Annotated in this window: 19 protein-coding genes; 9 read left to right on the top strand and 10 right to left on the bottom strand. The window is 68.0% G+C overall.

Annotation, left to right across the window (positions count from 1 at the left end; translation table 11 throughout):
- Positions 1-91 precede the first annotated feature (91 nt).
- Together ASD67_RS06550 and ASD67_RS06545 are read right to left on the bottom strand one after the other, a co-directional pair.
- On the bottom strand, positions 92-1,174 hold the full coding sequence (locus tag ASD67_RS06550; RefSeq protein ID WP_056344984.1) for a PepSY-associated TM helix domain-containing protein: 1,083 nt from the start codon (positions 1,172-1,174) through the stop codon (positions 92-94).
- A complete protein-coding gene (locus ASD67_RS06545) occupies positions 1,171-1,587 on the bottom strand; it encodes a GntR family transcriptional regulator (protein WP_056344981.1) in 417 nt (138 codons plus the stop codon). The genes ASD67_RS06550 and ASD67_RS06545 overlap by 4 nt, the downstream gene beginning before the upstream one ends.
- Before the next feature lie 278 nt (positions 1,588-1,865).
- On the opposite strand from ASD67_RS06545, the gene ASD67_RS06540 reads away from it, so the two are divergent.
- Complete coding sequence (locus ASD67_RS06540; RefSeq protein ID WP_056344979.1) at positions 1,866-3,605, top strand: amidohydrolase; 1,740 nt, start codon at positions 1,866-1,868, stop codon at positions 3,603-3,605.
- A 17-nt stretch (positions 3,606-3,622) separates the two neighbouring features.
- Here ASD67_RS06540 and ASD67_RS06535 read toward each other — a convergent pair whose 3' ends face one another.
- From ASD67_RS06535 to ASD67_RS06520, 4 genes are read right to left on the bottom strand one after another with little or no spacing between them, the layout of a single operon-like run.
- The gene (locus tag ASD67_RS06535; RefSeq protein ID WP_056344973.1) at positions 3,623-4,486 is read right to left on the bottom strand and encodes an alpha/beta hydrolase; all 864 of its coding nucleotides are present in this window, start codon (positions 4,484-4,486) and stop codon (positions 3,623-3,625) included.
- 29 nt (positions 4,487-4,515) lie between these two features.
- Positions 4,516-5,775: a purine-cytosine permease family protein gene (locus tag ASD67_RS06530; RefSeq protein WP_056344970.1), complete on the bottom strand. Its 1,260-nt coding sequence runs from the start codon at positions 5,773-5,775 to the stop codon at positions 4,516-4,518.
- Complete coding sequence (locus tag ASD67_RS06525; RefSeq protein WP_056344966.1) at positions 5,772-6,878, bottom strand: DUF917 domain-containing protein; 1,107 nt, start codon at positions 6,876-6,878, stop codon at positions 5,772-5,774. The genes ASD67_RS06530 and ASD67_RS06525 overlap by 4 nt, the downstream gene beginning before the upstream one ends.
- Entirely contained in the window at positions 6,868-8,475 is a 1,608-nt protein-coding gene (locus ASD67_RS06520) for a hydantoinase/oxoprolinase N-terminal domain-containing protein (protein WP_056344963.1), read from the bottom strand. The genes ASD67_RS06525 and ASD67_RS06520 overlap by 11 nt, the downstream gene beginning before the upstream one ends.
- 206 nt (positions 8,476-8,681) lie before the next feature.
- On the opposite strand from ASD67_RS06520, the gene ASD67_RS06515 reads away from it, so the two are divergent.
- The 6 genes from ASD67_RS06515 (at position 8,682) to ASD67_RS06490 (ending at position 18,170) form a co-directional block, all read left to right on the top strand.
- Positions 8,682-11,363, top strand: a complete 2,682-nt coding sequence (locus tag ASD67_RS06515; protein WP_056344961.1) for a helix-turn-helix transcriptional regulator — start codon at positions 8,682-8,684, stop codon at positions 11,361-11,363.
- 133 nt (positions 11,364-11,496) lie between these two features.
- Positions 11,497-12,975, top strand: a complete 1,479-nt coding sequence (locus ASD67_RS06510; RefSeq protein WP_056344958.1) for an aldehyde dehydrogenase — start codon at positions 11,497-11,499, stop codon at positions 12,973-12,975.
- A gap of 10 nt (positions 12,976-12,985) precedes the next feature.
- Positions 12,986-13,750, top strand: a complete 765-nt coding sequence (locus tag ASD67_RS06505) for an SDR family NAD(P)-dependent oxidoreductase (protein ID WP_056344955.1) — start codon at positions 12,986-12,988, stop codon at positions 13,748-13,750.
- A 93-nt stretch (positions 13,751-13,843) separates the two neighbouring features.
- Positions 13,844-14,569, top strand: coding sequence for an IclR family transcriptional regulator (locus ASD67_RS06500; RefSeq protein WP_056347108.1), 726 nt, complete (start codon positions 13,844-13,846; stop codon positions 14,567-14,569).
- 67 nt (positions 14,570-14,636) lie between these two features.
- The gene (locus ASD67_RS06495) at positions 14,637-15,950 is read left to right on the top strand and encodes an MFS transporter (RefSeq protein ID WP_056347106.1); all 1,314 of its coding nucleotides are present in this window, start codon (positions 14,637-14,639) and stop codon (positions 15,948-15,950) included.
- A gap of 21 nt (positions 15,951-15,971) precedes the next feature.
- Positions 15,972-18,170, top strand: a complete 2,199-nt coding sequence (locus ASD67_RS06490; protein WP_056344952.1) for a M20/M25/M40 family metallo-hydrolase — start codon at positions 15,972-15,974, stop codon at positions 18,168-18,170.
- Here the strand turns inward: ASD67_RS06490 and ASD67_RS23985 are convergent.
- Entirely contained in the window at positions 18,167-18,421 is a 255-nt protein-coding gene (locus ASD67_RS23985; RefSeq protein ID WP_443028028.1) for a cupin domain-containing protein, read from the bottom strand. The genes ASD67_RS06490 and ASD67_RS23985 overlap by 4 nt on opposite strands.
- A 359-nt stretch (positions 18,422-18,780) precedes the next feature.
- Here ASD67_RS23985 and ASD67_RS06480 point away from each other — a divergent pair, with 359 nt between their 5' ends.
- Both ASD67_RS06480 and ASD67_RS06475 read left to right on the top strand, forming a co-directional pair.
- On the top strand, positions 18,781-19,248 hold the full coding sequence (locus ASD67_RS06480; protein ID WP_056344948.1) for a hypothetical protein: 468 nt from the start codon (positions 18,781-18,783) through the stop codon (positions 19,246-19,248).
- A gap of 79 nt (positions 19,249-19,327) precedes the next feature.
- Entirely contained in the window at positions 19,328-20,668 is a 1,341-nt protein-coding gene (locus ASD67_RS06475; RefSeq protein ID WP_082544883.1) for a metal-dependent hydrolase family protein, read from the top strand.
- Positions 20,669-20,680: 12 nt separating this feature from the next.
- Here ASD67_RS06475 and ASD67_RS06470 read toward each other — a convergent pair whose 3' ends face one another.
- The 3 genes from ASD67_RS06470 to ASD67_RS06460 all read right to left on the bottom strand — a co-directional run bounded on the left by ASD67_RS06470 (position 20,681) and on the right by ASD67_RS06460 (position 23,918).
- Positions 20,681-21,559 (bottom strand): alpha/beta hydrolase, encoded by an 879-nt coding sequence (locus ASD67_RS06470; protein WP_056344945.1) that lies wholly within the window; start codon positions 21,557-21,559, stop codon positions 20,681-20,683.
- 15 nt (positions 21,560-21,574) lie between these two features.
- The gene (locus tag ASD67_RS06465; protein ID WP_056344941.1) at positions 21,575-22,804 is read right to left on the bottom strand and encodes an FAD-dependent oxidoreductase; all 1,230 of its coding nucleotides are present in this window, start codon (positions 22,802-22,804) and stop codon (positions 21,575-21,577) included.
- A gap of 160 nt (positions 22,805-22,964) precedes the next feature.
- A complete protein-coding gene (locus ASD67_RS06460) occupies positions 22,965-23,918 on the bottom strand; it encodes an XdhC family protein (RefSeq protein WP_056344938.1) in 954 nt (317 codons plus the stop codon).
- Positions 23,919-23,951: the final 33 nt, after the last annotated feature.

Raw genomic sequence — 23,951 nt, 5'->3', positions numbered from 1 at the left:
TGCGCCGAATCCGCCCTTTGCGAACTCAGCACATTGGGACGGGGTGGTCAGCAGGGTCTTTGGGTAAGCGGGGGGTTCGAAGGGTAATGGGTCAGCCGCGCGCGCGCCGGCGCCACCAGAGCAGCACGCCGAGGACGATGGTGACCGCCAGCCACAGCCCGATCGCGAGCGACAGGATACGGCCGGCGAGGCCGAGGCCCTCTCCGGTGTGCAGCGGATAGAAGGAGGCGACGACGATCTGGCTCATGCTCGCGTCGGTGATCGGCCAGGCGCCGCGGATGCTGCCGTCATTCGCGTCGACGCTGACCGGGCTGCCGCCATAGCCGCCGCGATACAGCTCGCCCGGCGCCCGCACCCAGGCATGATAGCTGGCGTCCTCGGCCGAGGGCATGGTGGTGCCGACGAAGCGGCTGCCCGGGATCGCGGCGACCGCCGCGCGCGACGCGGCGGCGAAACCGACCGGCTGGCCGGTGGCGCGATTGGGGGGCAGGCTGACCTCCTCGGCACCGACGAGGTCGCGCACCTGTTCCTCGAACATCACCAGCGTGCCGGACGCTATGATGATCAGGGCGGGAATACCGGCCCACAGGCCCAGCGCCTTGTGCCAGCTATAATAGCCGGCGGTCGAGCCGCGCCGCCCGCGCGGGCGCAGCGCATGGCGCCATTGGCCGCGTTTCGGCCAGGCGACGACCAGCCCGAAGATCAGGTTGGTCAGCAGCAACACCCCGCTGACCGCGAGAATCCAATGACCGGCGGTCCCGGCGACGAGCGTCAGATGGACCTCGCGCATCAGCCCGAGAAAGCTGTAATCGTCGGCGGGGGCGTTGCGGAGCATCGTTCCGGCGCCGTCGATATAGGCCTTGCGGCTGACGCCCGCCGAATCATCGTGCAGGATGACATAGCGATCGGACAGCCCGGCGGTCGTCCAGATCCAGTCGACCCTCGCCTTGCCGCCCGCCTCCGCCAGCGTCTCGATCCGCCGCTCGATCGCCGCCGGATCGGTGGGCACGTGCCGTGTCGACAGCATCGCGTCCTCGGCCTCGAAGTGAAAGACCAGCAGGATTCCCGTCACCGCCTGGACAAGCCAGATCGCGGCGGCGGCAAGCCCCAGCCAGCGGTGCAATTTCACTAGGGTCCGGCGTGTCGTTCCGCTGGCCGGCAAAATATCGGTCATCCCTGGTCTTTCTTTTGAGGCTCTAAAGAAGCGCCGGGCGCAGCGGACGCAAGCCGGAACGCTGCCCGGCCTCGTCGAGGCTTGCGAAAGCGATAGCCGACCCCGCAGGTGCCCGCATCGGGCGGTGGCGTCGTCGCCGATACCCGGGGCAGCCCCGCTGCAACCGCCGTGCCGCTGGTGCCGAGGCTCGCAAGCCAACCCTGCGCAATCAGATATGCATAGGCCGACACTACCGTTTTCCGGTTGAGGCCCAGGGTCTCCGCCAAATAGCGGCTGCTCGGCAGCCAGGCGCCCGGCGTCAGCCGTCCGGCCTCGATGTCGTGGATGATCGCGCTCGCGATCTGGCAATGGAGCGCCTCGCGCCGCCCACGGACGATGCGGTCGCGCAGTCCGACGTGCCAGTTTTGCAGCATTGCTTCCTCCGCCCGCTGTGCCGAGCGGCCACTATCCGGTGCGCGGCGGGACCGCGAAAGCGACGCGACGGGTAAGGCCGGTCAATATTGGGGAAGGGGCGCCGCGGGGCGGCAAAGGCTTACCCGTCTTCGCCCGCGACTACCCCGGATTTGGATTCGATCCGCAGACGGCTTGCTGGTCATATCGTCGAAGCGCCGCGCCGCTTCGCACGCGCAAATTGATGTCCATCGAAAGCCGGACCTGCAACAAGGTCCATCCAGCGTCCTCGGGAGTGAACATGTCGAAACCTGCCGTCTCCGCCGCTCTCGCCCTCGCGCTGGCCCTGTCCGCCGGCACCGCCGCCGCCCGCGACAAGGCGCCGGCCGACCTGATCCTGACCAATGCACGGGTCTACACGGTCGAGGACAAGCAGCCCTGGGCGGAGGCCGTGGCGATCCGGGACGGCAAGATCGTTGCGGTCGGCAGCATCGCCGCGGTCGGCAAGCTGCGCGGCGCGGCGACGCGCACCGTCGACCTTGGCGGCAAGCTGGTCCTGCCCGCCTTCGGCGACGCGCATGTCCATCCGCTGTTCGGCGCGCTCAGCCGCTCGCGCTGTCCGCTCCAGGACGGCAAGACGATCGCCGATTATCAGGCGCTGATCGCCAAATGCGTCGCGGCGGTGCCGGGCGACGGGGCGATCTATGGCATCGGCTGGAGCGACGCGCTGTTTCCACCGAGCGGCATTCCGAACAAGGCCCTGCTCGACGCGGTGTCGACGACACGCCCGCTGATCTTCGAATCGACGGGCGGCCATACCTATTGGCTCAATTCGAAAGCGCTCGCGGTCGCCGGGATCACCCGCGATACCAAGGATCCGGCAAACGGGACGATCGACCGCGACCCCGCCACCGGCGAACCCGTCGGCAGCCTCCAGGAAGCGGCGATGGATCTGGTCAAACATATGATCCCGCCGCCGTCGGCGGCCGAAATCCAGAATTCGATCCTTTATGTCGCCGACCATTTCAACAGCCTCGGCATCGTCAGCTGGAACGACGCCGGGGTCGAATATGATGCCGATGGCGGCAGCGCGATGGTCGACGCCTATAAGGCGGTGCTCGACGCGGGGAAACTGACCAGCCATGTCGCGGTGTCGCTCAAGTGGAAGAATGAACAGGGCATGGAACAATTGCCCGGCCTGCTGCGCGCCGCCGAGCGCGCGAACCGCCTCGGCATTTCAACGCATACGGTCAAATTCTACGTCGACGGCGTGATCCCGCAAAAGACCGCCTTCATGCTCGCGCCCTATGAGAATAGCGGCGACGAACGCGGCAAGCCGCAGATCGCGCCCGACCTCCTCAAACAGGCGGTCACCGCCGTCGATGGCAAGGGCATGCACGCCTTCCTCCACGCGATCGGCGACGGCGGGGTGCATATCTCGCTCGACGCGATCGAGGCGGCGCGCAAGGCGAACGGCGCCAGGCCGACGCACCATATGATCACCCATATGAATGTCGTCGATCCCGCCGACCAGCCGCGCTTCGGCAAGCTGTCGACCTTCGCGCAGTTCCAGCCGACCTGGGCGTCCTGGTACGACTATATGGAGCTGACCGTGGCCGCGATCGGGCCGAAGCGCGCGACCTATATCTACCCCGCCGGCAGCATCGTCCGCGCCGGCGGCAAGCTCGCTTATGGGGCCGACTGGCCGGTCGGCGGCGCCAACCCGCTCGAAGGCATCGAGGTCGCGATGACCCGCCGCACCGCGGGCGACCCGAACGCCAAACCGCTTCTGCCCGACGAAGGCGTCAGCCTGAAGGAAGCCATCGCCAGCCACACGATCAACGTCGCTTATGTCAATGGCTTCGACGCCGTCACCGGGTCGATCAAGACCGGTAAGAGCGCCGACCTTGTCGTGCTCGACAAGGACATTTTCAACCTGCCGGCCTATGAAATCTCGAAGACGAAGGTGCTGGTCACCCTTTTCGAGGGCAAGCCGGTATTCGGCGACTGGACCGACGCGGCAAGTCCCGCCGCCCGCTAGGGCGCGGGACCGCGCGGTCAGGGCCAGCGCATCGCCGCGCGCATCACCGCGGTGATCGACCGGTGTGGCACGCTGATGTGCGTTTCGTCCTCGAGCATCAGCAGTTCGCTGCGCAGCCCTTCGCCCGACAGCGGGGCGAGGCGCGCGGCGAGTGCGGATGTGTCCTGCGCGATCAAGGCGTCGCTCTCGAGCACGCCGGCGATGAGCAGCAGGTGCGTGCGCCGCGCCAGCGCGCCGTCCTTGCCCGCCCGCTCCCGCCAGGCGGCTTCCTCGGCGAGGATCGCCTGATCGTCCCACCAGATCGACGGGCTCGCGGCGACGATGGTGTTGAAGGCGCCGGGGTGGGTGTAAAAGAGGTGGAGCGCGAACAGTCCGCCCAGCGAATGGCCGAACAGCGTCTGGCGCCCGGGATGCACGGCAAAGCGCCGTTCGATCGCGGGTTTGAGCTCGCCAAGCAGGAAGGCGCGAAAGGCGTCGCGACCGCCCGACGGATAGGCCGCGTACAGCTGCTTCAGCGCCGGGGTTGCGATCGGCGCGGTGAAGTCCTGCATCCGGCGCGGATCGTAAATCTGGTCGCCGGGATGGCCGACCCCGACGACGATCATCTTGTCGAGGCCGCGGCCGCCGAAGCCCTGGACGCGCCGCGTCTCGGCGAAGCCCGCGAACATCGCATTGCCGTCGAGGACATAGAGGACCGGATAGCCGCCCTCGGGCGCCGGACCCGCAGGGCGCGAGACGAAGATGCGGTAGGTCCGGCCGGTGGCCGAGACCATGTCCCATGTCTCGGTTTCGGGCATGGCATAGGGTGCGGCGGGCGGCGGCGCGGTGGCGAGCGACGCGGGGGTAAGCGCGAGCGCGAGACCGGCGGCGATGGCTTTCATGTCGATCCCCTTCGAGCCCTGCGGGGCGTTCAGCGGCGCAGGCGCAGCACCGCGAGATAGACCCCCGCGGCGAGGATTGTGGCGTCGAGCGCCGGCACCGTCGTCAGCGACCAGCCGAAATGCATCGCGGGAAGGGTGATCGCGAGGCTGCCGAGCCACACGCCGATCGCTTCCCAACGAACCGCCACCGTCACCGCCGCGCCCTCGTCGCAGTCGCGAAAGGTCAGGAAGGCATCGATGACATAGATCGCCGCGATCGGCGGGATGATCAGGCCGAGTGCAATCAGGAAGGGAATGAAGCTGTTGATGATGCCGAGGAGCGCGAAAAGACATCCGATCGCGCCGCCGATGACGATGATCGTTCCTTGCCTGAGGCGGGGAAAGGTCGCCGCCATCGACAGCCCCGCCGAATAGAGGTTGAGCGCGTTGATCGTCCACACCGACAGCACGAGCATCGCCAGCGCCGGGATGCCGAAGCCCATGGCGACGACGAGTTGCATGATGTCGGTCTGCCCGGTCGCCAGCGCGATCAGCGCCGAGACGAGCATGATCACCGGCGCGCAGAAGGGAAAGGAGAGCAGCATACCCATCACCGCGCCGCGCTCGGTGCGGATGAACCGCGACAGGTCGGGCATCGCCGCGACGGTCAGCAGGTTGCCGCCGACGAGCGAGGACAGCGCGATGCCGAAACTCATCGGAACCGGCGGCTGTGCGACCGGGCCGAGATCGGGAGCTGGATTGCTGCCGAGCGCCGAGACGCAGACCGCGATCAGGATCACCCCGACAAAGGGCACCGCGATCATCGCCAGCCGGTCGAGGGTGCGAAAGCCCCAGATCGTCGACAGCGTGATGATGATGCTCCCGGCGACGACGAAGAGGTTGAAATTTCCGGGAATCCCATATCCCTGCCGCGCGGCGGCGACCATCGCGTCGCCGAAGAACGACACATTGACCCCGAACCAGCAGAAATGGACGATCGCGATGACGATATTGACGAGCGCGGCGCCCCAGATGCCGAACGAGCGCTGGACGAGCACATAGGTGGTGAGGCGGGTGCGCACGCTGACCACCGAGGTCAGACACGCGCCGGCGCACAGGATCAGCCCGGCGAGCAGCGAAGCCAGCACCGCCTGCCGCAGTCCGAGCGCCATGCCGGCCTGGGCGTTGTTGAGGAATCCCGGCAACGAAAAGGTGAAGCTCGCAATGATCAGCGCAACGCGCCAGCCGGGGACCGTCAGCTCTTCGGGCAGGCGCCCGCTCGCATAGTTGCCGCCTGCCTCTGCGCTCATGCCTTCTCCGTCTCGTTCAACTGTTCCACCGGGGCAAAGTCATGGCCCATACCGAAGGCGCGCGGCCCCACAAAGGACAGCGCATGGTCGTCGCGCAAAATGTCTGGCGCGGCTGCGGCGATCACCTTGACCCGCTGTCCATATTTGAGCTTCTCGGTGGTGATCGTGTCGGCCGTGTCGCGGTCCATCACCGTAATGATGTCGGGGACCATCGCCAGAATTTTTCCGCCGCTGGTCGCGACGAGATTCTCGTTCTGGAACGCGATTTCCATCCGCCCGCTCGCCGCGAAACCGTCGATCGTTACCTTGCCGACCGAAAAGCCGCCGCGCGTCTCGCGCTCGACATCGACGATCTTCCCGTCGAACAGCGTCAGGCAATGCGGGTAGAGTCCGGTCGCCTCCAGCGCCTCTGCCAGCGCATCGAAGGGATCGGCGCCGGCCGCCCGCGCCTCGCGGATCGCGCGACCGACGGCGATCGCCGCGCTGATGCTGCCGGGTATCGCATGCGCCTTGGCCTCGGCGCCGCTGAGCGGATATTCGACCATATGTGCGATCCCGCCGAGCGAGACCGCCAGCGCGCGCGCGATGCGTTCGTGGGTGACATTGTCCTCGGTCTCGATGACGCTTAGCGAACCGTCGGCGGCGGTGAGCACCGACGGGCAGGCGGACAGGCCGCGGATGTTGAAGATCGCCATCTGCGATTCGGGAAAGGCGCGCCCCATGCCGTCGCAATCGACCACCGGAATGCCGAGTTCGGCCGCCGCGATGAAGGGTGCGAGGCCGTTGCCGCCGCCGATCTCGATCGGCAGCACGGCATCGATGCGCCGCCCCATGATTTCTTCGAGCCGGCGCAGCCCGGCCACCGCTTCGCCGCCGTTGGGCAGCTTTTCGACCGACACGGTGGGCGCGCCGATCCATCCGCAGGGCGCGAGCAGCGCGTCGTCGGCAACCTCGGCGAGCGGCATGAGGTCGAAGCCGCCGCAACGGGTCAGCGCCGCCTCGGCAAGCAACAGGCTGTAATAGGGGTCGCCGCCGCCGCCCGAACCCAGAAAGGCGGCGCCGCCGGCCAGATCGACGAGCTGCGCCGCGCGCTCAATGCGCATGACGCGCCTCCGCCACCGGCAGGGCGGCGGCGCCCGCTTCGTCGGCGAGGTTGCCGACCGCCTTCATCCGCAGCTGCGCCGAACGACCGGGCAGGTAAGATAGAAACACCTCGTCCATATCGACAATCTCTACGCTTTCGGGGGTGGCGCCGGCGGCGATAACGCGCGCGAGCAGGTCCGCGCGCATCGCCTCGATCGCGGCGGCGCGGGGTTCGGCGTCATAATCGACGATGCGTTCGGCCTGCGCGCCGACCTGCGCGATCGCGGCGCCGACGGCATTGGCGACCGCAGCATGGTCGGGGCGAACGACGCGCGCCGCGCCCTTGAGGTCGTCGTCGATCAGGAAATGGCCGCCGCCGACCGCGATGATCGTCGCGTCGCCGGGCTGGGTCTTCATCCGGTCGATCCCGTCGGCGAGCATCGCCGCCATCTTGTCAAGGATCGCCCTGTGGAGCGCGGGGGTGAGTGTGGGAATCCGGCTCGCGTCGCCGAAACTCGCTTTGCCCGCCGCGACGGCGATGTCGCTGGCGGTCAGCGTCGATCCCCCGAACAGCCAAGCATCCTCGGTCAGACGGAAGCCGACCGAGTCCGGGCCGATAGCGAAATCGTCCGTCGCTGCGCCCTCTGGGGGCAGATGAATCCGCGTGCCGCCGCCCAGCCCGATCGCGAGGATGTCGGGCATGCGGAAATTGGTGCGGACCCCGCCGATATCGACCGCGATCGAGGATTCGCGGGGATAGCCGCCCGCAAGCACCCCGATGTCGCAGGTCGTGCCGCCGACATCCATCACGATACCATTGTCGACGCCGGTCAGGAAAGCCGCGCCGCGCATGCTGTTCGTCGGTCCCGACCCGATGGTCAGCACCGGGTAGCGCGCGGCATCGGCGGCCGAAATCAGCGTTCCGTCGTTCTGCGAAATATAGAGCGGTGCGGCGATGCCGAGGTCCGCGAGTGCGCGCTCGAGCGAGGCCACGACATGCCGGGCGAGGCTGGCAAGCGCGGCGTTCAGGATCGTCCCGTTTTCGCGCTCGATCAGCCCCAGCCGGCCGATATTGTGCGACAGGCTGATATTCGCGTCGGGACAGGTGTCGGCGACGATCGCCCCCGCGCGGTCTTCCATCGCGGCGTTGATCGGCGCGAAGGCGCAGCTGATCGCGATGCTGTCGATGCCCCGGTCGTGGCAGTCGAGCGCAGCGGCGCGGACGGCGGCTTCGTCGAGCGGCGCGATTTCGCGTCCGTCGACCTCATAACCGCCGGGAAGCAGGAAGATGCTCCCGCTGAGCTGGCGCGCAAGCGCCTCGGGCCAGCCGGTGAGCGGCGGCAGCGCTTCGCCCGACGGGCTGGCGAGCCGGATGATGCCGACGCGGTCGAGGCGCTCGCGTTCGACCAGCGCGTTGGTGAAATGGGTGGTACCGACCATCACCGCGCTCACATCGGCGGCGGGAACGCCCGCGTCGGCGAGGATGGCGCGGATCGCGGCGGTCACGCCCGAACTGACGTCGGCGCTGGTCGGCTGCTTGGTCGATGCGACCACGCGGCGGCCCGCGATCAGGACCGCGTCGGTGTTGGTTCCCCCGACATCGACACCAATTCGCACTGACGCATCCTCCCGCAACCTCTTGCGGGCCGATTACACTGGAGGGCATGGGGGCGCGCAACGCGTAAAACGGGTGCTTCGGGGCCGCGAACGGGTAAGCGCTTCGGCGAAGACGGGTAAGGCTTTACGGGCGGTTGTCAGGCCTGTCATCGATCCGTAACCTGCCGGTCCGGAAACCGACGACGATGCGTGCGAGGTTATACCGAATGCAGGACTTGATAGCCGCCAAGTTCGACCCGCCGATGTGGATGGGCGACCAGATCCGCCGAGACGCGCTCCTCGGCAGGCTGCAGGGCGTCCTGCGTCACCGCCTGACCCTCGTGCATGCCCCCGCCGGCTATGGCAAGACCAGCCTGCTGTCGCAGTGGCGCGACAGCATCGACGCGGGGACGGCGCATGTCGCCTGGCTCACGCTCGATCGCGACGACCGCGACCTCAAGCGTTTCGTCAAATATCTGCTTCTCGCGCTTCGGCAGGATCGCGGCGACGGCGAGGCCAGGGGCGCGCCGAGCGACATCCCGCCTCGCGCGGCGCTGTCGGCGATCGTCAACGAACTCGGCGATGCAGCGGTGCCGGTGGTGCTGATCCTCGACGACCTGCACCATGCTTTCAGCGAACCCGTCGGCCAGTTCCTCGAATCGCTGGTCCGCCTCGCGCCGCCCAACTGCCATTTCCTCTTCTCCTCGCGCGACTATCCCTGGGTCGGCCAGTCGATTCTTGCTGCCGAGGAACAGTTGCTCGAAATCGGCCCGGCCGACCTGCGCTTCTCGGCGCAGGAAACCGAATGCCTGCTGACGCGGACCGACCGGCCGCTCGAAACGCTCGACATCGACACCTTGCTCGACCGCACCGAGGGGTGGCCGATCGCGGTCCAGCTCGCGTCGCTGTCGATCAAGCGCGGGATGGGCGCCGAGCGCGTCATCGACGAATATTGCGGCTCCAGCAGCGACCTCGCGCGCTATCTGTCCGAACAGGTGCTGATGACGCTGCCGCAGGAAACGCGCGATATCGTAGCGCGCACCGCGCTGGTCGACCGGCTGACCGGCGAAATGGTCGACCTGCTGTGCGACCGGCAGGACGGCTGGATGGTGCTCGAACGGCTGGAGCAGCAGGGCGTGTTCCTGTCGCCGGTGAGCTGGGAACGGCGCGAATATCGCTATCACCAGCTGTTCGCCGAATATCTGCGCGATCGCTTCGAGCGCTCGGACCGCGCGCAATTCGCCGCGCTACAGCGGCGGATCGCGAGCTGGCTCGCCGAGCGCGGACAGGTCGCCGAGGCGATCGACCATGCCATATTGTCGGGCGACGACCTGCTCATGGCCGCGATCCTCGAGGACGCCGGTGGCTGGCGCCTGATCCCGCAGGGGTTGCAGGGCGTCGTCGTGCGCGGCCTCGCCAAGCTGCCGATCGCGCTGATCCGGGCGCGGCCGCGGCTCGCGCTCGCGCAGGTCTATCTGCAGATCAAGCTCGGCGAACTCGGCTCCGCCCGCGCCGAATTCGACCGCTTTCTGACGCAGGTCGAGGGCGCCGATCTGTCGGTCGACCTCCGGACCGAGGTTCGCGTCGTCGGCGACACGCTTACCGATTACGAAAACCAGCCGGTGACCTTCGACGACCTGCTCGCGCGCGAAGCGCTGCTGCGCAAGCTTCCCGCGAACGACCATCTGGTGCTCGCCAATATCAGCGAGACGCTGGGCGCCAAATATTTCGAGGGCGGCTGGCTCGAGCGCGCGCTGCAGCCGACGCTCGCGGCGCGCGACCATTATCTCGCGATCGGGTCGCTCTACAGCGATCTCTTCACCCGCTTCCTCGAAGCGCGCATCAAACGCGCGCAGGGGCGCTCGCGCGAGGCCGAGGCGATCCTGCAATCGGCCTGCGCCGACATCACCGCCAATTATGGCGACCGGTCCGACCTCGCCGCCAATTGCGCCGCCTTCAAGGCCGAACTGCTGTTCGAACAGGATCTGGTCGCCGAGGCGCGCGAGCTGCTGGTCTGGGCGCTGCCGCACATGGAACAGTCGGACGGCTGGGTCGATGTCTATGCCGCCGCCTATCTGACCGAGGCGCGGGCGCTCGCCGGCGAAGGCGCGTTCGAGGAAGCGTGCGACATCATCGCCCGCGCGCGGCGCGTCGCGGCGCGGCGGCGGCTGCGCCAGCTCGAAATGCTCGCCGATATCTGCAGCATCGAACTGCAGATTTCGCAGGGCGCGCCGACGCATGCCGTGCTCGCGGCGGCGGCGGTCGTCGGGCTCGATCCGATGGCCGACATGATGCACGAACAATCGCCGCCCTATCGGCCGGTCGCGATCGCCGCCAGCCTGTGCCGGACCCGGCTGCGGCTGTTGATCGGCGAGGTCGAGCCCGCGCTCGAGGAACTGCGCAAACTTCGCGAATGGGCCGAACAGCATGGCGCCGGCCGGCTGCTGATCGACGTGAACATCCTCGCCGCGGCCGGCCTTCGCGGCAAGGGCGAGCTGGAGCAGGCGCGCGCCTGCTTTGACGAGGCGGTGGGCATCGCGATGTTCCAGAATATCGTCCGCCCCTTCGTCGAGGCGCGGCAGTTCGTCCAGGCCTGCCTCGACGACGCGCTCGAAACCGACGGACAGGTCGACAGGTTCCGGGCGCAGTTCATGAAGTCGCTCGCGAAGTCGCTGGCCGTCTATCGCAACAATGTTACGGTGCTCGGCGTGTTCAGCGAAGCCGAGGCAGAGGTGCTGCTCTATCTGAGCCAGGGCCATTCGAACAAGGAGATCGCCCGGATCATCGGCATGTCGCCCGACACGGTGAAATACCGGCTGAAGTCGGTGTTCCGCAAGATCGGCGTCAGCAAACGCCGCGATGCCGTACGCATTTCCGCCGAGCGAGGCCTCATCCCCGCCGGGATGTAACAGCGAGCCGCCCTTCTGTTCCCGGTCCAGCCGCGGCGCGTCGCCGCGGCGCCTTACCCGTTTCGCCTTGTTGACATTTATCTCTATATAGGGACAAATATGTCCAGCATAAGAAACATGATGGAAGAGGGTGATGGGCGAATTCCGATTTGATCGTTTGTTCATCGGCGGCGCGTGGGTCGCGCCGATCGATGGCGGGGTGCGTCCCAGCATCGATCCGTCGACGGGCGAACCATGGGGCGACGTCGCCTATGGCGGACGCGCCGACATCGACCGCGCGGTGGCGGCGGCGACGGCGGCGTTCGAAGGGCCGTGGCGCAAGATGCCGCCGTGGGAACGCGCCGCGCTGCTGCGCAGATTCGCCGATCTCTACGCGACGCAGGTCGATGCGCTCGCCGAAATCGAGACACGCGACAATGGCCGCGCGATACGCGAATCGCGCGGCGACATCGGGCTGCACGCGCAATATTATCACTGGTTCGCCTCGCTTGCCGACAAGCTAGGCGGGCGGACGATCCCGATGGACGACAGCGTCCATGCCTTTACCACGCGCCACCCGGTCGGCATCGTCGGCGCGATCACGCCGTGGAACGTGCCGATGATGGCGGCGGCGTGGAAGCTCGGCCCGGCGCTGGCGGCGGGCTGCACCGTGGTCCTGAAGCCCGCCGAACAAACCCCGGCCTCGTCGCTCGCGCTCGCACATCTGTTCGAGGAAGCGGGCTTTCCGCCCGGCGTCGTCAATGTCGTGCCCGGCGACGGGCCGGTCGCCGGCGCGGCGCTGGTCGAACATCCCGACGTGGCCAAGATCAGTTTCACCGGCGAGGGTACGACCGCCAAGACGATATTGAAGGCGGGCGCCGACACGCTGACCCGCTGCACCTTCGAACTCGGCGGCAAGGCGCCGCACATCATCTTCGCCGACGCCGACATCGACAATGCGCTCAACGCCGCGACGGGGTCGGCATGGGCGCTGTGCGGGCAGAGCTGCGCGCTCGGCAGCCGCGTGCTGGTCGAACGGCCGGTCTATGACCGCGTCGTCGAGGCGTTTCGTGAGCGCGCGGCGCGGGTGCGGGTCGGTTTTCCGCTCGACCCCGCGACCCACATGGGACCGCAGGCGCACCGCGAACAGCTCGACAAGACCCTGTCCTATGTCGCGATCGGACAGGCCGAGGGCGCCGAGCTCGTCACCGGCGGCGCGCGGATCGAGCGTGACGGCCTCGCGAAGGGTTTTTTCGTCGAGCCGACCGTTTTCGCCGGGGTCGCCGCCGACATGCGGATCGCGCAGGAAGAGATTTTCGGGCCGGTCGCGGCGCTCATCCCCTTCGACGGCGAAGAGGAAGCAATCGCGATCGCCAATTCGACGCCCTATGGTCTCGCCGCCGGCCTGTGGTCGGGCGATACCGGCCGCGCCCACCGCGTCGCGGCGCGGATCGAGGCGGGCATGGTGTGGGTCAACACCTATCGCTACATCCGCTGGTCGACCCCCTATGGCGGGGTGAAGGCCAGCGGCTGGGGCCGCGAGAACGGCCTCGAGGGGCTCGATCCTTTTCTCGAAACCAAGACCACGATCATTTCGACCACCGGCAAATTCGCCGATCCCTTCGCCGCGTAAGGAAGACATCATGCGCCTCAAAGGCAAACTCGCCATCGTCACCGCCGCCGCATCGGGCATGGGCCGCGCCGGGGTCGAGCGTTTCGTGCGCGAAGGCGCGCGCGTCGCCGCGATCGACATCAGCCCCGACGCGCTCGATGCGCTCGTCGCCGATTTCGGCGCCGACAGGGTCACTGGCATCGTCGCCGACTTGTCGACGCCCGCGGGCGCAACGGGCAGCATCGACGAAGCGGTCGCGGCGCTCGGCGGCGCGGACATATTGTGGGCCCACGCCGGCATGCCGGGACCGGCATCGGTCGAAAATCTCGACATGGCCGCCTATGACAAGGCGATCGCGCTCAACGTCACCGCGGCGGCGCTCGGCGCCGGACAGGTTGCGCCGCATATGCGCCGGCGCGGCGGCGGCGCGATCGTTTTCACCGCTTCGGTGTCGGGGCTCGTCGGCTCGATGATGAGCCCGATCTATTCGGCCGCCAAATGGGGCGTCGTCGGGCTGACCAAAAGCCTCGCGCTCGCGCTCGCCGGCGACAATATCCGCGTTAACGTCGTCTGCCCCGGCCTCGCCGACACGCCGATGAAGATCGGCTTCACCGGGCGCAGCGGCGACCCGGCGGAAGCGGCGGCGAACGAGGCGAAGCTGATGGCCAATGTGCCGATGGGGCGGCTCGTCCAGGCGGGCGAGGTCGCCGATGCGGTGCTGTGGATGGTGTCGGACGAGGCGAGTTTCGTCACCGGCGTCGCGCTGCCCGTCGATGGCGGCTTCACGGCGCGCTGACGATGGGCGCGCACCCGGAAATGCTGACGGCTTTTCGGGGCGCCGGACTTCGGCCATATGGGATGTCACGACCCTTTTCAGGCGAATATCATCATGATCGTGCGGCAGGCCGCGAATGTGCTCGAAATCCTCGAATATTTCGCGAAACGGCTGCGGCCCGCGACCGCCGCCGACATGGCGGAGGACCTTGGCTGGCCGCGGTCGAGCACCTTCAAGCTCGTCGCGACGCTGGCGTCGAAGGGCTATCTCTACGAACCGCGCGGGCGCGGCGGCTATTATCCCAGCCCGCGCTGGCTCGTGCTGGCGGAGGCGGTGACGCGGGCCGAACCGCTGCCCGATCGGGTCCAGCGGCTGGCGCGCGACCTGATGCAGGCGACGGGCGAGACGGTGGCCATCGCCGCGCCGGCCGGAAGCTTCGCGACCTTCGTCGACGTCGCCGAATCGCCGCAGCCGGTGCGCTATTTTGCGCAGGTCGGCGACCGGGTGCCGATCCACGCGACCTCGGCGGGCCGTGCGCTGCTGGCGCAAATGTCCCGCGACGAGCGCGAGCGGCTCTACCGCAAGATCGATTTTGTCCGCTATTCGCCGACCACGCCCGTGAGCGCCACGGCGGTCGAGGCGCGGCTCGACGAGGCGGCGGTGATCGGCTGGCATCAGAGCAACACCGAATATACCCCCGATCTCGCCGGCATCGCGCTGCCGCTGCCCGGCGGCGATCGGCTGTTGTCGGTGGTCGTGGTCGGACCGGTGTCGCGCTGTCTCGAGCGGCGGCCCGAGATGGCGGCGATCGCCGCCAAGCACCTCGCCAAACTGAAATAACCCAAAAACAGAACCGCAGATGGACCGGGGCCGCCGCAAGGCGCGCCGCCGGCGGGAGAGTCATGGCATGAACGAAGACCCCAGGGCGACGATCGCCGCGGCGCCGATGCGCACGCTCCAGATCGTCGTCGTCGCGCTGTGCATCGCGCTCAACGCGCTCGACGGGTTCGACGTGCTCGCGATCAGCTTCGCGGCGCCGGGCATCGCCCAGGAATGGGGCGTCGACAAGGCGACGCTCGGCATCGTGCTATCGATGGAATTGCTCGGCATGGCCGCGGGCTCGGTGCTGATCGGAAATATGGCCGACCGCATCGGGCGGCGGCCGACCATTCTCGCCTGCCTCGTCGTGATGGCGCTCGGCATGTTCGCCGCGACGCGCGCCGATGGCGTCACCGCGCTGTCGGTGGTCCGCTTCCTGACCGGGATCGGCATCGGCGGCATGCTCTCGTCGACCAGCGCGATGGTCGCCGAATTTTCGAACGACAAAAGGCGCGGGCTCAATGTCGCGCTCAATATCGCGGGTTATTCGACCGGCGCGATATTGGGGGGATTGCTGGCCTCGCGATTGCTGGCGGAAACGGGTGATTGGCGATCGGTCTTCATGCTCGGCGCGATCGCGTCGGCGGCAATGATTCCGCTCGCCTTTCTCTTCCTGCCCGAATCGATCGAATCGCTGATCGCGCGGCGTCCGGCCGGCGCGCTCGACCGCGTGAACCGCACCCTCGTCCGCATCGGCCATGCCCCGGTCGAGGCGCTGCCGCCGCCGCCCGCGCAGGCGCTCAAACCTTCGATCGCGACGCTGTTCGGATCGGGCTTCGCGCGGATCACCATCCTGCTGACGGTCGCCTATTTCGCGCAGATTCTCTTCTTCTATTATATCCAGAAATGGGTGCCAAAGATCGTCGTCGACATGGGCTTCGACGCCTCGCAGGCCGGCGGCGTGCTCGTCGCGGCGAATGTCGGCAATCTGGCCGGCGCCGTCCTGATCGGCCTCGCCAGCCAGCGTTTCGCGCTCCGCCCGCTGGTGGCGGGGGCGATGCTCGCGGGATTCGTGGCGATCGCGCTGTTCGGGATGGCGGGCGCCGACCTGACGCGGCTGTCGATCACCGTCGCGATCGCCGCCTTCTTCATCAACGCGGGTGTCGTCGGCATGTACCCCTTGCTGGCGCAGGCCTATCCCGCCGCCTTGCGGGCGAGCGGGACCGGCTTCGTGATCGGCATCGGTCGCGGCGGGTCGGCGCTGGGGCCGGTCGTCGCCGGCGCGCTCTTCGCCAGCGGGGGCAGTTTGCTCCTCGTTTCGCTGGTGATGGGGCTGGGCGGTTTGCTCGCAGCGGCCATGATCCTGTTGCTGCCGCGCGAAACTTCGGCAAACATCGGTTAGCGGGTGACTTTAGGGGGCAGAATGGCGGAGCGGATCAAGAGCGGCATAGGGCGCGGCATCATCGTCGGGCTGATCCTGCTCGCGCTGTGGACGCTGCGCCCGTTCGGCGTCGATGCGCCCGCCTCGGTCGAAACGCGGTTCGACACCGACCGCGCGGTGGCGCGCCTGACCACGATTCTCGGCGACGAGCGCGCGCATCCGACCGACAGCGACGCCAACGACGCGGTCGAGGCGCGGCTGCTCGCCGAAATCCGCAAGGAAGGATTCGCTCCGCAGATCGACGAGCGCTTCCACTGCAACGACATTCGCGAGGGCGCGGCGATCTGCGCACGCCCGCGCAACATCGCCTTTTGGGTGACGCCGCCCGGTGACGATGCGGTGATGATCGCCGCCCATTATGACTCGGTTCCCGCCGGGCCGGGCGCCGCCGACGACGGCATCGGCGTCGCGGTCGCGCTGGAGATCGCTTCCCAGCTCAAGGGACAGAAGTTGATGCGTCCTGTGCTCGTCGTCCTGACCGACGCGGAAGAAGCGGGCCTCGTCGGCGCCGCCGCCTTTGCCGCGCATGATCCGCTCGCGAAGCGCGTCGGCGCGGTGGTCAATATGGAGGCGCGCGGTACCACCGGCGGCGTCAACATGTTCCAGGCGAGCAGCCCGAACGCGCGCGATACCGCCGCGATCGGTCGTCCGTTGCCGTCGGCCAATTCGCTCGCGACCGATTTCTACGAACTGCTGCCCAACGATACCGACCTCACGATGCTGCTGCCGCTCAAGGTCGATGCGGGCAATTATTCGATCATCGGCGGCGGCAAGCGCTATCACACCCCGCTCGACAATCTCGCGCATCTCGACCGCAATTCGGTACGGCATATGGGCGCGACGACGCTGTCGGCGGTCGAGCGTTTTGCGTCCGAGCGCGGGGAGGGCGCCGAGGGCCAACGCGTGTATACCGACGTGGCGCGGAAATTTCTGCTCGAACTGCCGCAGATCGTCGCGGTGGTCGTCGTGGGGCTGGGGCTGATCGCGGCGGTTGTCCTGTACCGGCGCGGCGGGACCGCGCGCCGCGTCCGCAGTGCCTTCATCCCGTTGCTGGCGCTCGTCGCCGGCACCGGCTTGGCGATCGGTGTCGCGATGCTCGTCGCGGCGCTGCGGCCCGAAGCCGCCTTCGGCGCCGCCCATCCGGTCGTCTTCCGCCTGCTTTATGCCGCCGCGGCGCTGACCGGCGCGTCGGCGGTCCTCGCCCTGTCGCGCGAGGAAAATCCGGTGCGCGGCACGGTGGCGGCCTGGGGCTGGCTCGCCATTCTCATCCTCGCCGCCTTCGCCTTTGTCCCCGGCCTGACGATCCTCGCCGCCTGGTCGATGCCCTTCGTGATCGCGGCGGCGGCTGCGGCATTCATCCCGGCGGCGCGGCGCGCGGTGCCGTGGCTGCTCGTCGGCGCGGCGATCGTCTATCTGCTCATCGCCCTGCCGCTCGGTGGCGGGCTGGAGGAAGGGCTGTTCGTCGAACATGCGGCGCCGGCAACGCTTCTGCTCGTCTTCCTGTTCCTCTTCTTCCTCCCCGGCGCGGGCCGGACGACGCGCCCGGCACCGGCGATCTTTGCGGCCATCCTGCTGGGCGCGTTCGTCGCCGCACTCATGGTCCCGGCCTATACGCGCGAGGCGCCGCGCCACCTGACCATCGTGCACGAGGATGATGCCGGAAAGGCGACCTTCCTGATCGACGACAATGGACCGGTCCCGGCGGCCATCGCCGCGCAGGCGAAGTTCGCGGCGAAACCCGACGACAAGGGCTATTGGCGCGCGCCCGCACCCGCGATCACCGACGATGGCAGCATCGAAATCCTCTCCGATACCGTTGTCGGCAACCGCCGCGCGATTCGCCTCGCCCTGGTCGCACCCTCGGCCGACCGGCAGGAATTGCTGATCGAGGATGGCGATACGATGCGGAACATTCGCGTCAACGGCGACCGCCCGGTGATCCGGGGCAAGCCCGTCTATATCGGCTGCACCGGCCGCACCTGCCGCCGGCTCGAGGTCGAGTTCGAACTGGCAGCAAAGGCAAAGCTCCCCGAGATCAGCTGGCGGCGAACGCGCTATGGACTGGACGCGGCCGGTCGGACGCTGGCGGCGAAGCGCCCGGCGACCGCGCAGCCGGTGCATGTCGGCAACCGCCAGGTCTGGATCCGTCCGCTGCACCTTCCCAAGGCTCCGGCCGGCTAGGCCGACCGGTCGATATAGGTCAGGAAGACCTTGAGATTGTCCTTCGCGTCGCTGTTGGCGATGCCGCGCCAGCTGTCGAGCGGCGCAAAGACATGGTCGCCCGCCGTGACCGGAAAGGCGTCGCCGTCGATCGTCATCGTCCCCCGCCCCGATATGATGTAGTAATATTCCTCATAGGGACCAAGCGCCGGGTCGCTGAGATTGTGCAAATGCACCCCCTCGCTGGCGCCGGGCGGGATTTCATAGATCATGAAGTGCGCGGGCGCCGACGCCCCGCCGAAATCGAACAGGCGGACGCCCAGCTCGCCCAGTCCCTCGTGCACCGCCTTGAATCGGTTGAAGCCCTCCGAAGCGCGTTCGACCTTGAACCGCGATGACCCGGCCGCGGCGGCCGCGGGCGCGATGACCGCGCCGATGGCGGCGGCGGCGAGAAGCGCGCGGCGGCTGATATCGTCCATCGTCTTTGCCCTTCCGCCAAGGTTCNAATCGCGCCCGATAAGGGTAAGAACGGCGATCGCTCTTACCCGTTTGTCCAAAGACCCACCCGCCTCGGCCCTTGCCGCGTCTCACAGGGCGAGGCAGGCTGGCGCATTACAGATGGAGGGACCCGATGCTGCGTAGCCTGACTTTTGCCCTGTTCGCGCTCAGCCTCGCCGCGCCGGTCGCGGCGAAGGAAAAGGCCGCCGATCCCGCGGCGGTCGAGATGACCGCGCCGGTGTTCGAGATGTTCCGACTGGTGCCCGGCAAGACCGAGGAGTTCATCCGCGACATGGCGAAATGGGACCAGGTCAGCATCGCCGGTGGCCAGCTGCCGACCCAGCTGTTCCTCCATGCCGGCGGCGAAGGCTGGGACGTCCTCCTTTACAAACCCGCGCGCCCGAAACCGACCCCCGACCAGGAGGCGGCGATGGCGGCGAAGGCGAAGCAAATGGGCCTGCCGACCGGCGCGCTCTATTATGTCGATGTGCGCGAGAAGATGGCCGACCATGTCCATTTCGAAGGCACCGGGCCGCTGACCGCCGAGCAGTGGGTGGCGCAGATCGACCGCGAACGCGCCGACCGGAAACGCGGCAAATAGCTGGTCCCCCAGGGCTGCACGATCTGGCCGTTGCGGCGGGGTCGCCCGCGCCGCACGGTGCGTTGATGGCGGAAGACCGATGACTTTTCACCCGACACGCCGCGCCGTGCTCGCCGGTCTGGGCCTCGCCCCGCTCGCCGCCGCCTCGGCGGCCGATGCGCCGCCCGCGACGATCCTGATCCGCAACGTCCAGCTGTTCGACGGCACGGGCAGCGGCCGCCAGCCGCGCAACATACGGATCACCGGCAATCGCATCGACGCGGTCGCGGCGGGCGATATTCCCGTCCCGCCCGGCGCGACGCTGATCGACGGCGCCGGGCAGACGCTGATGCCGGGATTGACCGACGCGCATTGGCATATGGCGGCGGTCCGCGGCGTCCCGTGGATGGGGTCGGACGACGCCACCCACATCGCGATGATCTTCAAGGATACCGAGTTTCAGCTGATGCGCGGCTTTACCACCGTGCGCGACACCGCCGGCGCGGTCTTCGGGATCAAGAACGCAATCGATCGCGGCATCATGCCCGGACCGCGCTGCTATCCCAGCGGCGCCGCGATCTCGCAGACGTCGGGGCATGGCGATCCCGAACCGGTCGGCGAACTTCCGACCGCGCTCGGCGGCCAGCCGTCGCCGCGCCAGCAAAAGGGCATGACCGCGGTCGCCAACGGCGTTCCAGAGGTGCTCGCCGCGACGCGCGAACAGCTCAAGCGCGGCGCTTCGCAGATCAAGATCATGGCGGGTGGCGGCGTGACGTCGGATCATGACCCGATCGACACCGTGCAATATACGCTCGAGGAGATGCGCGCGATCGTGCAGGCGGCGACCGACTGGGACACCTATGCCTGCGCCCATGCCTATACCCCGGCGGGGGTGCGCCGCTGCCTCGATGCCGGCGTGATCTCGATCGAGCACGGCCATGCCATCGACGACCCGACCGCGGCGCTGATCGCCGAAAAAGGAGCGTGGCTCTCGATCCAGCCGTTCGAGAATGGCGACAATATCCTCACCGACGAACAACAGGCGAAGGCGGCCGAATCGCTTGGCGGCGCAGGCTGGCAGGCGGGGGTCCGGCTGGCGAAGAAACATGGGGTGAAGGTCGCGTTCGGCACCGACCTCTTTTCACGCACCCGCACCTCGCGCACCGAAAACGCCATGCTCCCGCGCTTCGGGGCGATCTATTCGAATGCCGAGGTGCTGCGCATCGCGACGTCGGGCAATTGCGAGCTCTTCGCGCGCAGCGGCCGCCGCAACCCCTATCGGCAGGCGCCGCTCGGGGTGATCCGCGAGGGCGCCTGGGCCGACATGCTGCTGGTGCGCGGCAATCCGCTCGACGACCTGCGCCTGCTCGAGGATTATGAACGCAACCTGCTGCTGATCGTCAAGGACGGGGTCATCCACAAGAATCTGATGCCGGCCTGACCGGCCCCCGGTTCAGCGCATGGCAAAGGCGAACCGCAGGACGTCGGTCACCGCGCGGGCGGGCACCGTCATATGCCCTTCCTCCTCATAGCGCTTGAACCGCACGCGCAGGCCATGGCCCGACAGGCGATCGAACCGGTCGGCCAGCGCGCGCGCCGGTTCGGGATCGTCGTCGATGTCGCGTCCGCCGACGACGACCATCACCCGGCTCGTCTTGCCGACCTTGCCCGCCTCCAGTCGGTCGACGAAATCGCGCTCGTCGCGCAGCACCCCCGCGTCGAGTTCGAGCGAAGGGCTGGCGACGACGATCGAATGAAACGCCTGCGGCTTGCTATAGAGCGTATGGAGCGCGAACAGGCCGCCGAACGAATGGCCGAACAGCGCCTGGCGATCGGGATCGATCGTGAACCGGCTGCCGATCTCGGTGCGCAGCTTGCCGGTCAGGAAATCGAGAAACTCGTCGCGGCCGCTTTTGCCCTTGCTGCGGCCCAGCCGCTTTCCGGGCGGCGGGTCGTCCATGACGATGAAATCCTCGTTGCGCTCCTCGGCATAGGGCATGTCGGTCTGATAGCCGACGCCGACGACGATCACCTTGCCGATCGCGTCATATTCCTGAATCCGCCGCGCCTCGGCAAAGCTGGCGAAGCTCGCATTGCCGTCGAGGACATAGAGCACCGGATACCCGCCCGCCGGCGGTTCGCCCTGACCGGGGTAGGAGACGAAGATACGGTATTTGCGGCCGACGTCCGACGTCATGTCCCACATCTGCGTCGACGGCATCGCATAGGGCATTCCGGCGGGCGCGGCGGTCTGTGCCGAAACACCCCCCGATCCCGCGACGAGCAACAGCGCCGCGACGCTCGATGCAAAGGCCTTGCCGGTTCTGCTCATCCCTATCCCCTCGCTTCAACCATGGACCTTGTGCGCCGCCAGCGCGAAATCGGGTTCCGCCCTGCCGGTACCGAGCACCAGATCGGCGACGTGCCGGCCGACCATCGGTCCGTGCTTGAACCCATGCCCGCTGCCCCCGCCGACGATCCAGCAGTTCGCCCATTGCGGATGCCGGTCGATCAGCAGATGGCCGTTGTCGCTATTCTCATACTGGCAAACCCGCCCTTCGGCGAGCGGCTGCTTGGCAAGCGCGGGAAAGCGCCGCGCCAGATAGGCGCGGACATCGGCGAGTGCCGCGTCCGAAACCCGGCGGTCGCCGGTGTCGGGATCATATTTTGGGCCATGGCCATCGAGCGCGATCTTGAACCCGCGCGATTCGATGTCGGGAAAGCCATAATGCAGGTCCTTGCTGCTGACATCGACCCAGGCGGGGAAATGCGGCGCCTCGAAACGGGTGTCGCCCGCGCCGGGTGCGAAGAAAAAGACATCCTGCCGCGTCGGGACGATGCGGCCGCCGACGACCTCGGGGAACAGCTTGGGAAGCCAGGGGCCGCAGGCGAAGACGAAGCGGTCGGCGCTCAATGTCTCCCCGCCGCCGCCGATCAACGCCAGCGTCGATGCGTCCGATCGCGGCGGATCGACCGCGAGTTTGCGATAGGTCCCTCCCGCCGCGATAAATTCCGCGACCAGGTTCTGGACGCTCCGGCGCGCCATCAGCGCCCCCATCGTTGGCTGCATGACGCCCACCGCGATGCCGTCGAAATCGATCTGCGGCCACCGCTGGTCCAACTGGACGCGCGTCAGCTTGTCGATCGGGATGCCGAGGCCGCGTTGCAGCGCGATGCTTTCGTCGATCTTCGCGCCGTCCTCGGGATAGATGTAGAGCGCGCCGGTCGGGTGGAATATCGGCGATTCATGCCGGCGCGACAGCGCCTGCCATTCGGCGAGCGACGCCCAGGCCCAGCGCGTGTAAAGTTCGTTGCCGGCATATTCTGTCCGGATCAGCCGCGTCTCGCCGCCCGACGACGACCGGTTGTGCGCGGCGCCCCACGCATCGAGCAGCAGCACCCGGTTGCCGCGGCGTTGCAGGTTCCACGCCGTCCAGGCGCCGAACACCCCGGCACCGACCACGATGAAATCCGCCCGGGCGCCTTGCGCGGCGATCGCGGGCGCGGCGCTGGCGAGGCCGCTTGCCACGCCTGCCACCGTCAGCGAACCCAGGACGCTGCGCCGGGGCAGCAACATGGGGGAGGCTGTCGACCGGCCCGCTTCTTCCTCATCCGCCACGCGCCGCCTCCCTGTCGTCCTCGCTCTGTCGGTGACCAGAACATCCCGGCGGTGGTATCGCCAGACCGGCGGCAGGTAAGCGGCGGTGCATTTCGGGTAATGTCGATGGTCCGGCGGCTCAGCCCTCGCGGGCGCCGCCGCCATATCGTTCCTGATAGGCGGCGACGATCTCGGCGACGAGCGACAGCGCCAGCGTCGCCGGGTCGCGCGTCGCGGGAATCAGCCCGGCGGGGTCCTCGAACCGGCGTAGAATGGCGTCGTCGAAGCCCTCGCGGCGCAGCATGTCGCGGCGGTTGGCGCGGCTCTGCCATCCGCCGATCGCGCCGACGAACAGATGCGGGCCGCGAAGCGCCCATGGCAGCAGCGCATCTTCCCACTCATGATCGTGGAACAGAAAGGCGAACGCCGTCCATGGATCGGTGGCCAGCGCTGGGGGGCTGGTCCGGGTTTCGAGCAGCGCCACCGCGATCCCGTCCCCCGATGCCGCCGCGACGTCGTCCGCCAGCGGAGAAAAGGCGAGGGTTTCGGCCCCGAAAAAACGGGCGAGCCGCGCAGTCGCGACCAGCGCCTCGCCATGGCCGATCACGGCGATGCGCAGGCGCGGAACATAGCGCACGCAAAAGGCGTCGTCCGACCACCCCGCCGGCACCGTTCCGGGTTCCGCGATGGCGATGCCGTCGCCCTTTATCCACAAGCCCGCCGGTTCGCGGGCGTCGAGGCGCGCCAGAATATCGTCGAGTATGTGCGGGTCGGGGCGCGGCGTGAACAACAGGTCGATGCCGCCGCCGCACGGCAGGCGAATGTCGATATAGGGCGACCCCGCGCCGAAGCGGACGCGGCGGCTTTCGCCCGCCGCGAGCGCCGACAATGCTTCGCTGACGATCGCCGCCTCGATGCAGCCGCCGGAGAATGAACCGCGATAGCTGCCGTCCGACGCGACCGCCATCTGCGCGCCGATCGCGCGCGGGGACGATCCGGTGATGCCGGTGAGGGTCACCAGCACGACGCCCTGCGCGGCGCAGTCTTGCGCGAAGCGTAGGATGTCGGCGGGGGTGATTGCCAGCGGGGCCATTATGCGGGACAGGGTGGGGCAGGCGCGGCGGGA

The sequence above is a fragment of the Sphingopyxis sp. Root1497 genome (assembly GCF_001427085.1).
Taxonomy (GTDB): Bacteria; Pseudomonadota; Alphaproteobacteria; order Sphingomonadales; family Sphingomonadaceae; genus Sphingopyxis.
The sequence above is the reverse complement of the archived record's forward strand: the minus strand, read 5'-3'. Positions and strand labels throughout refer to the sequence as shown.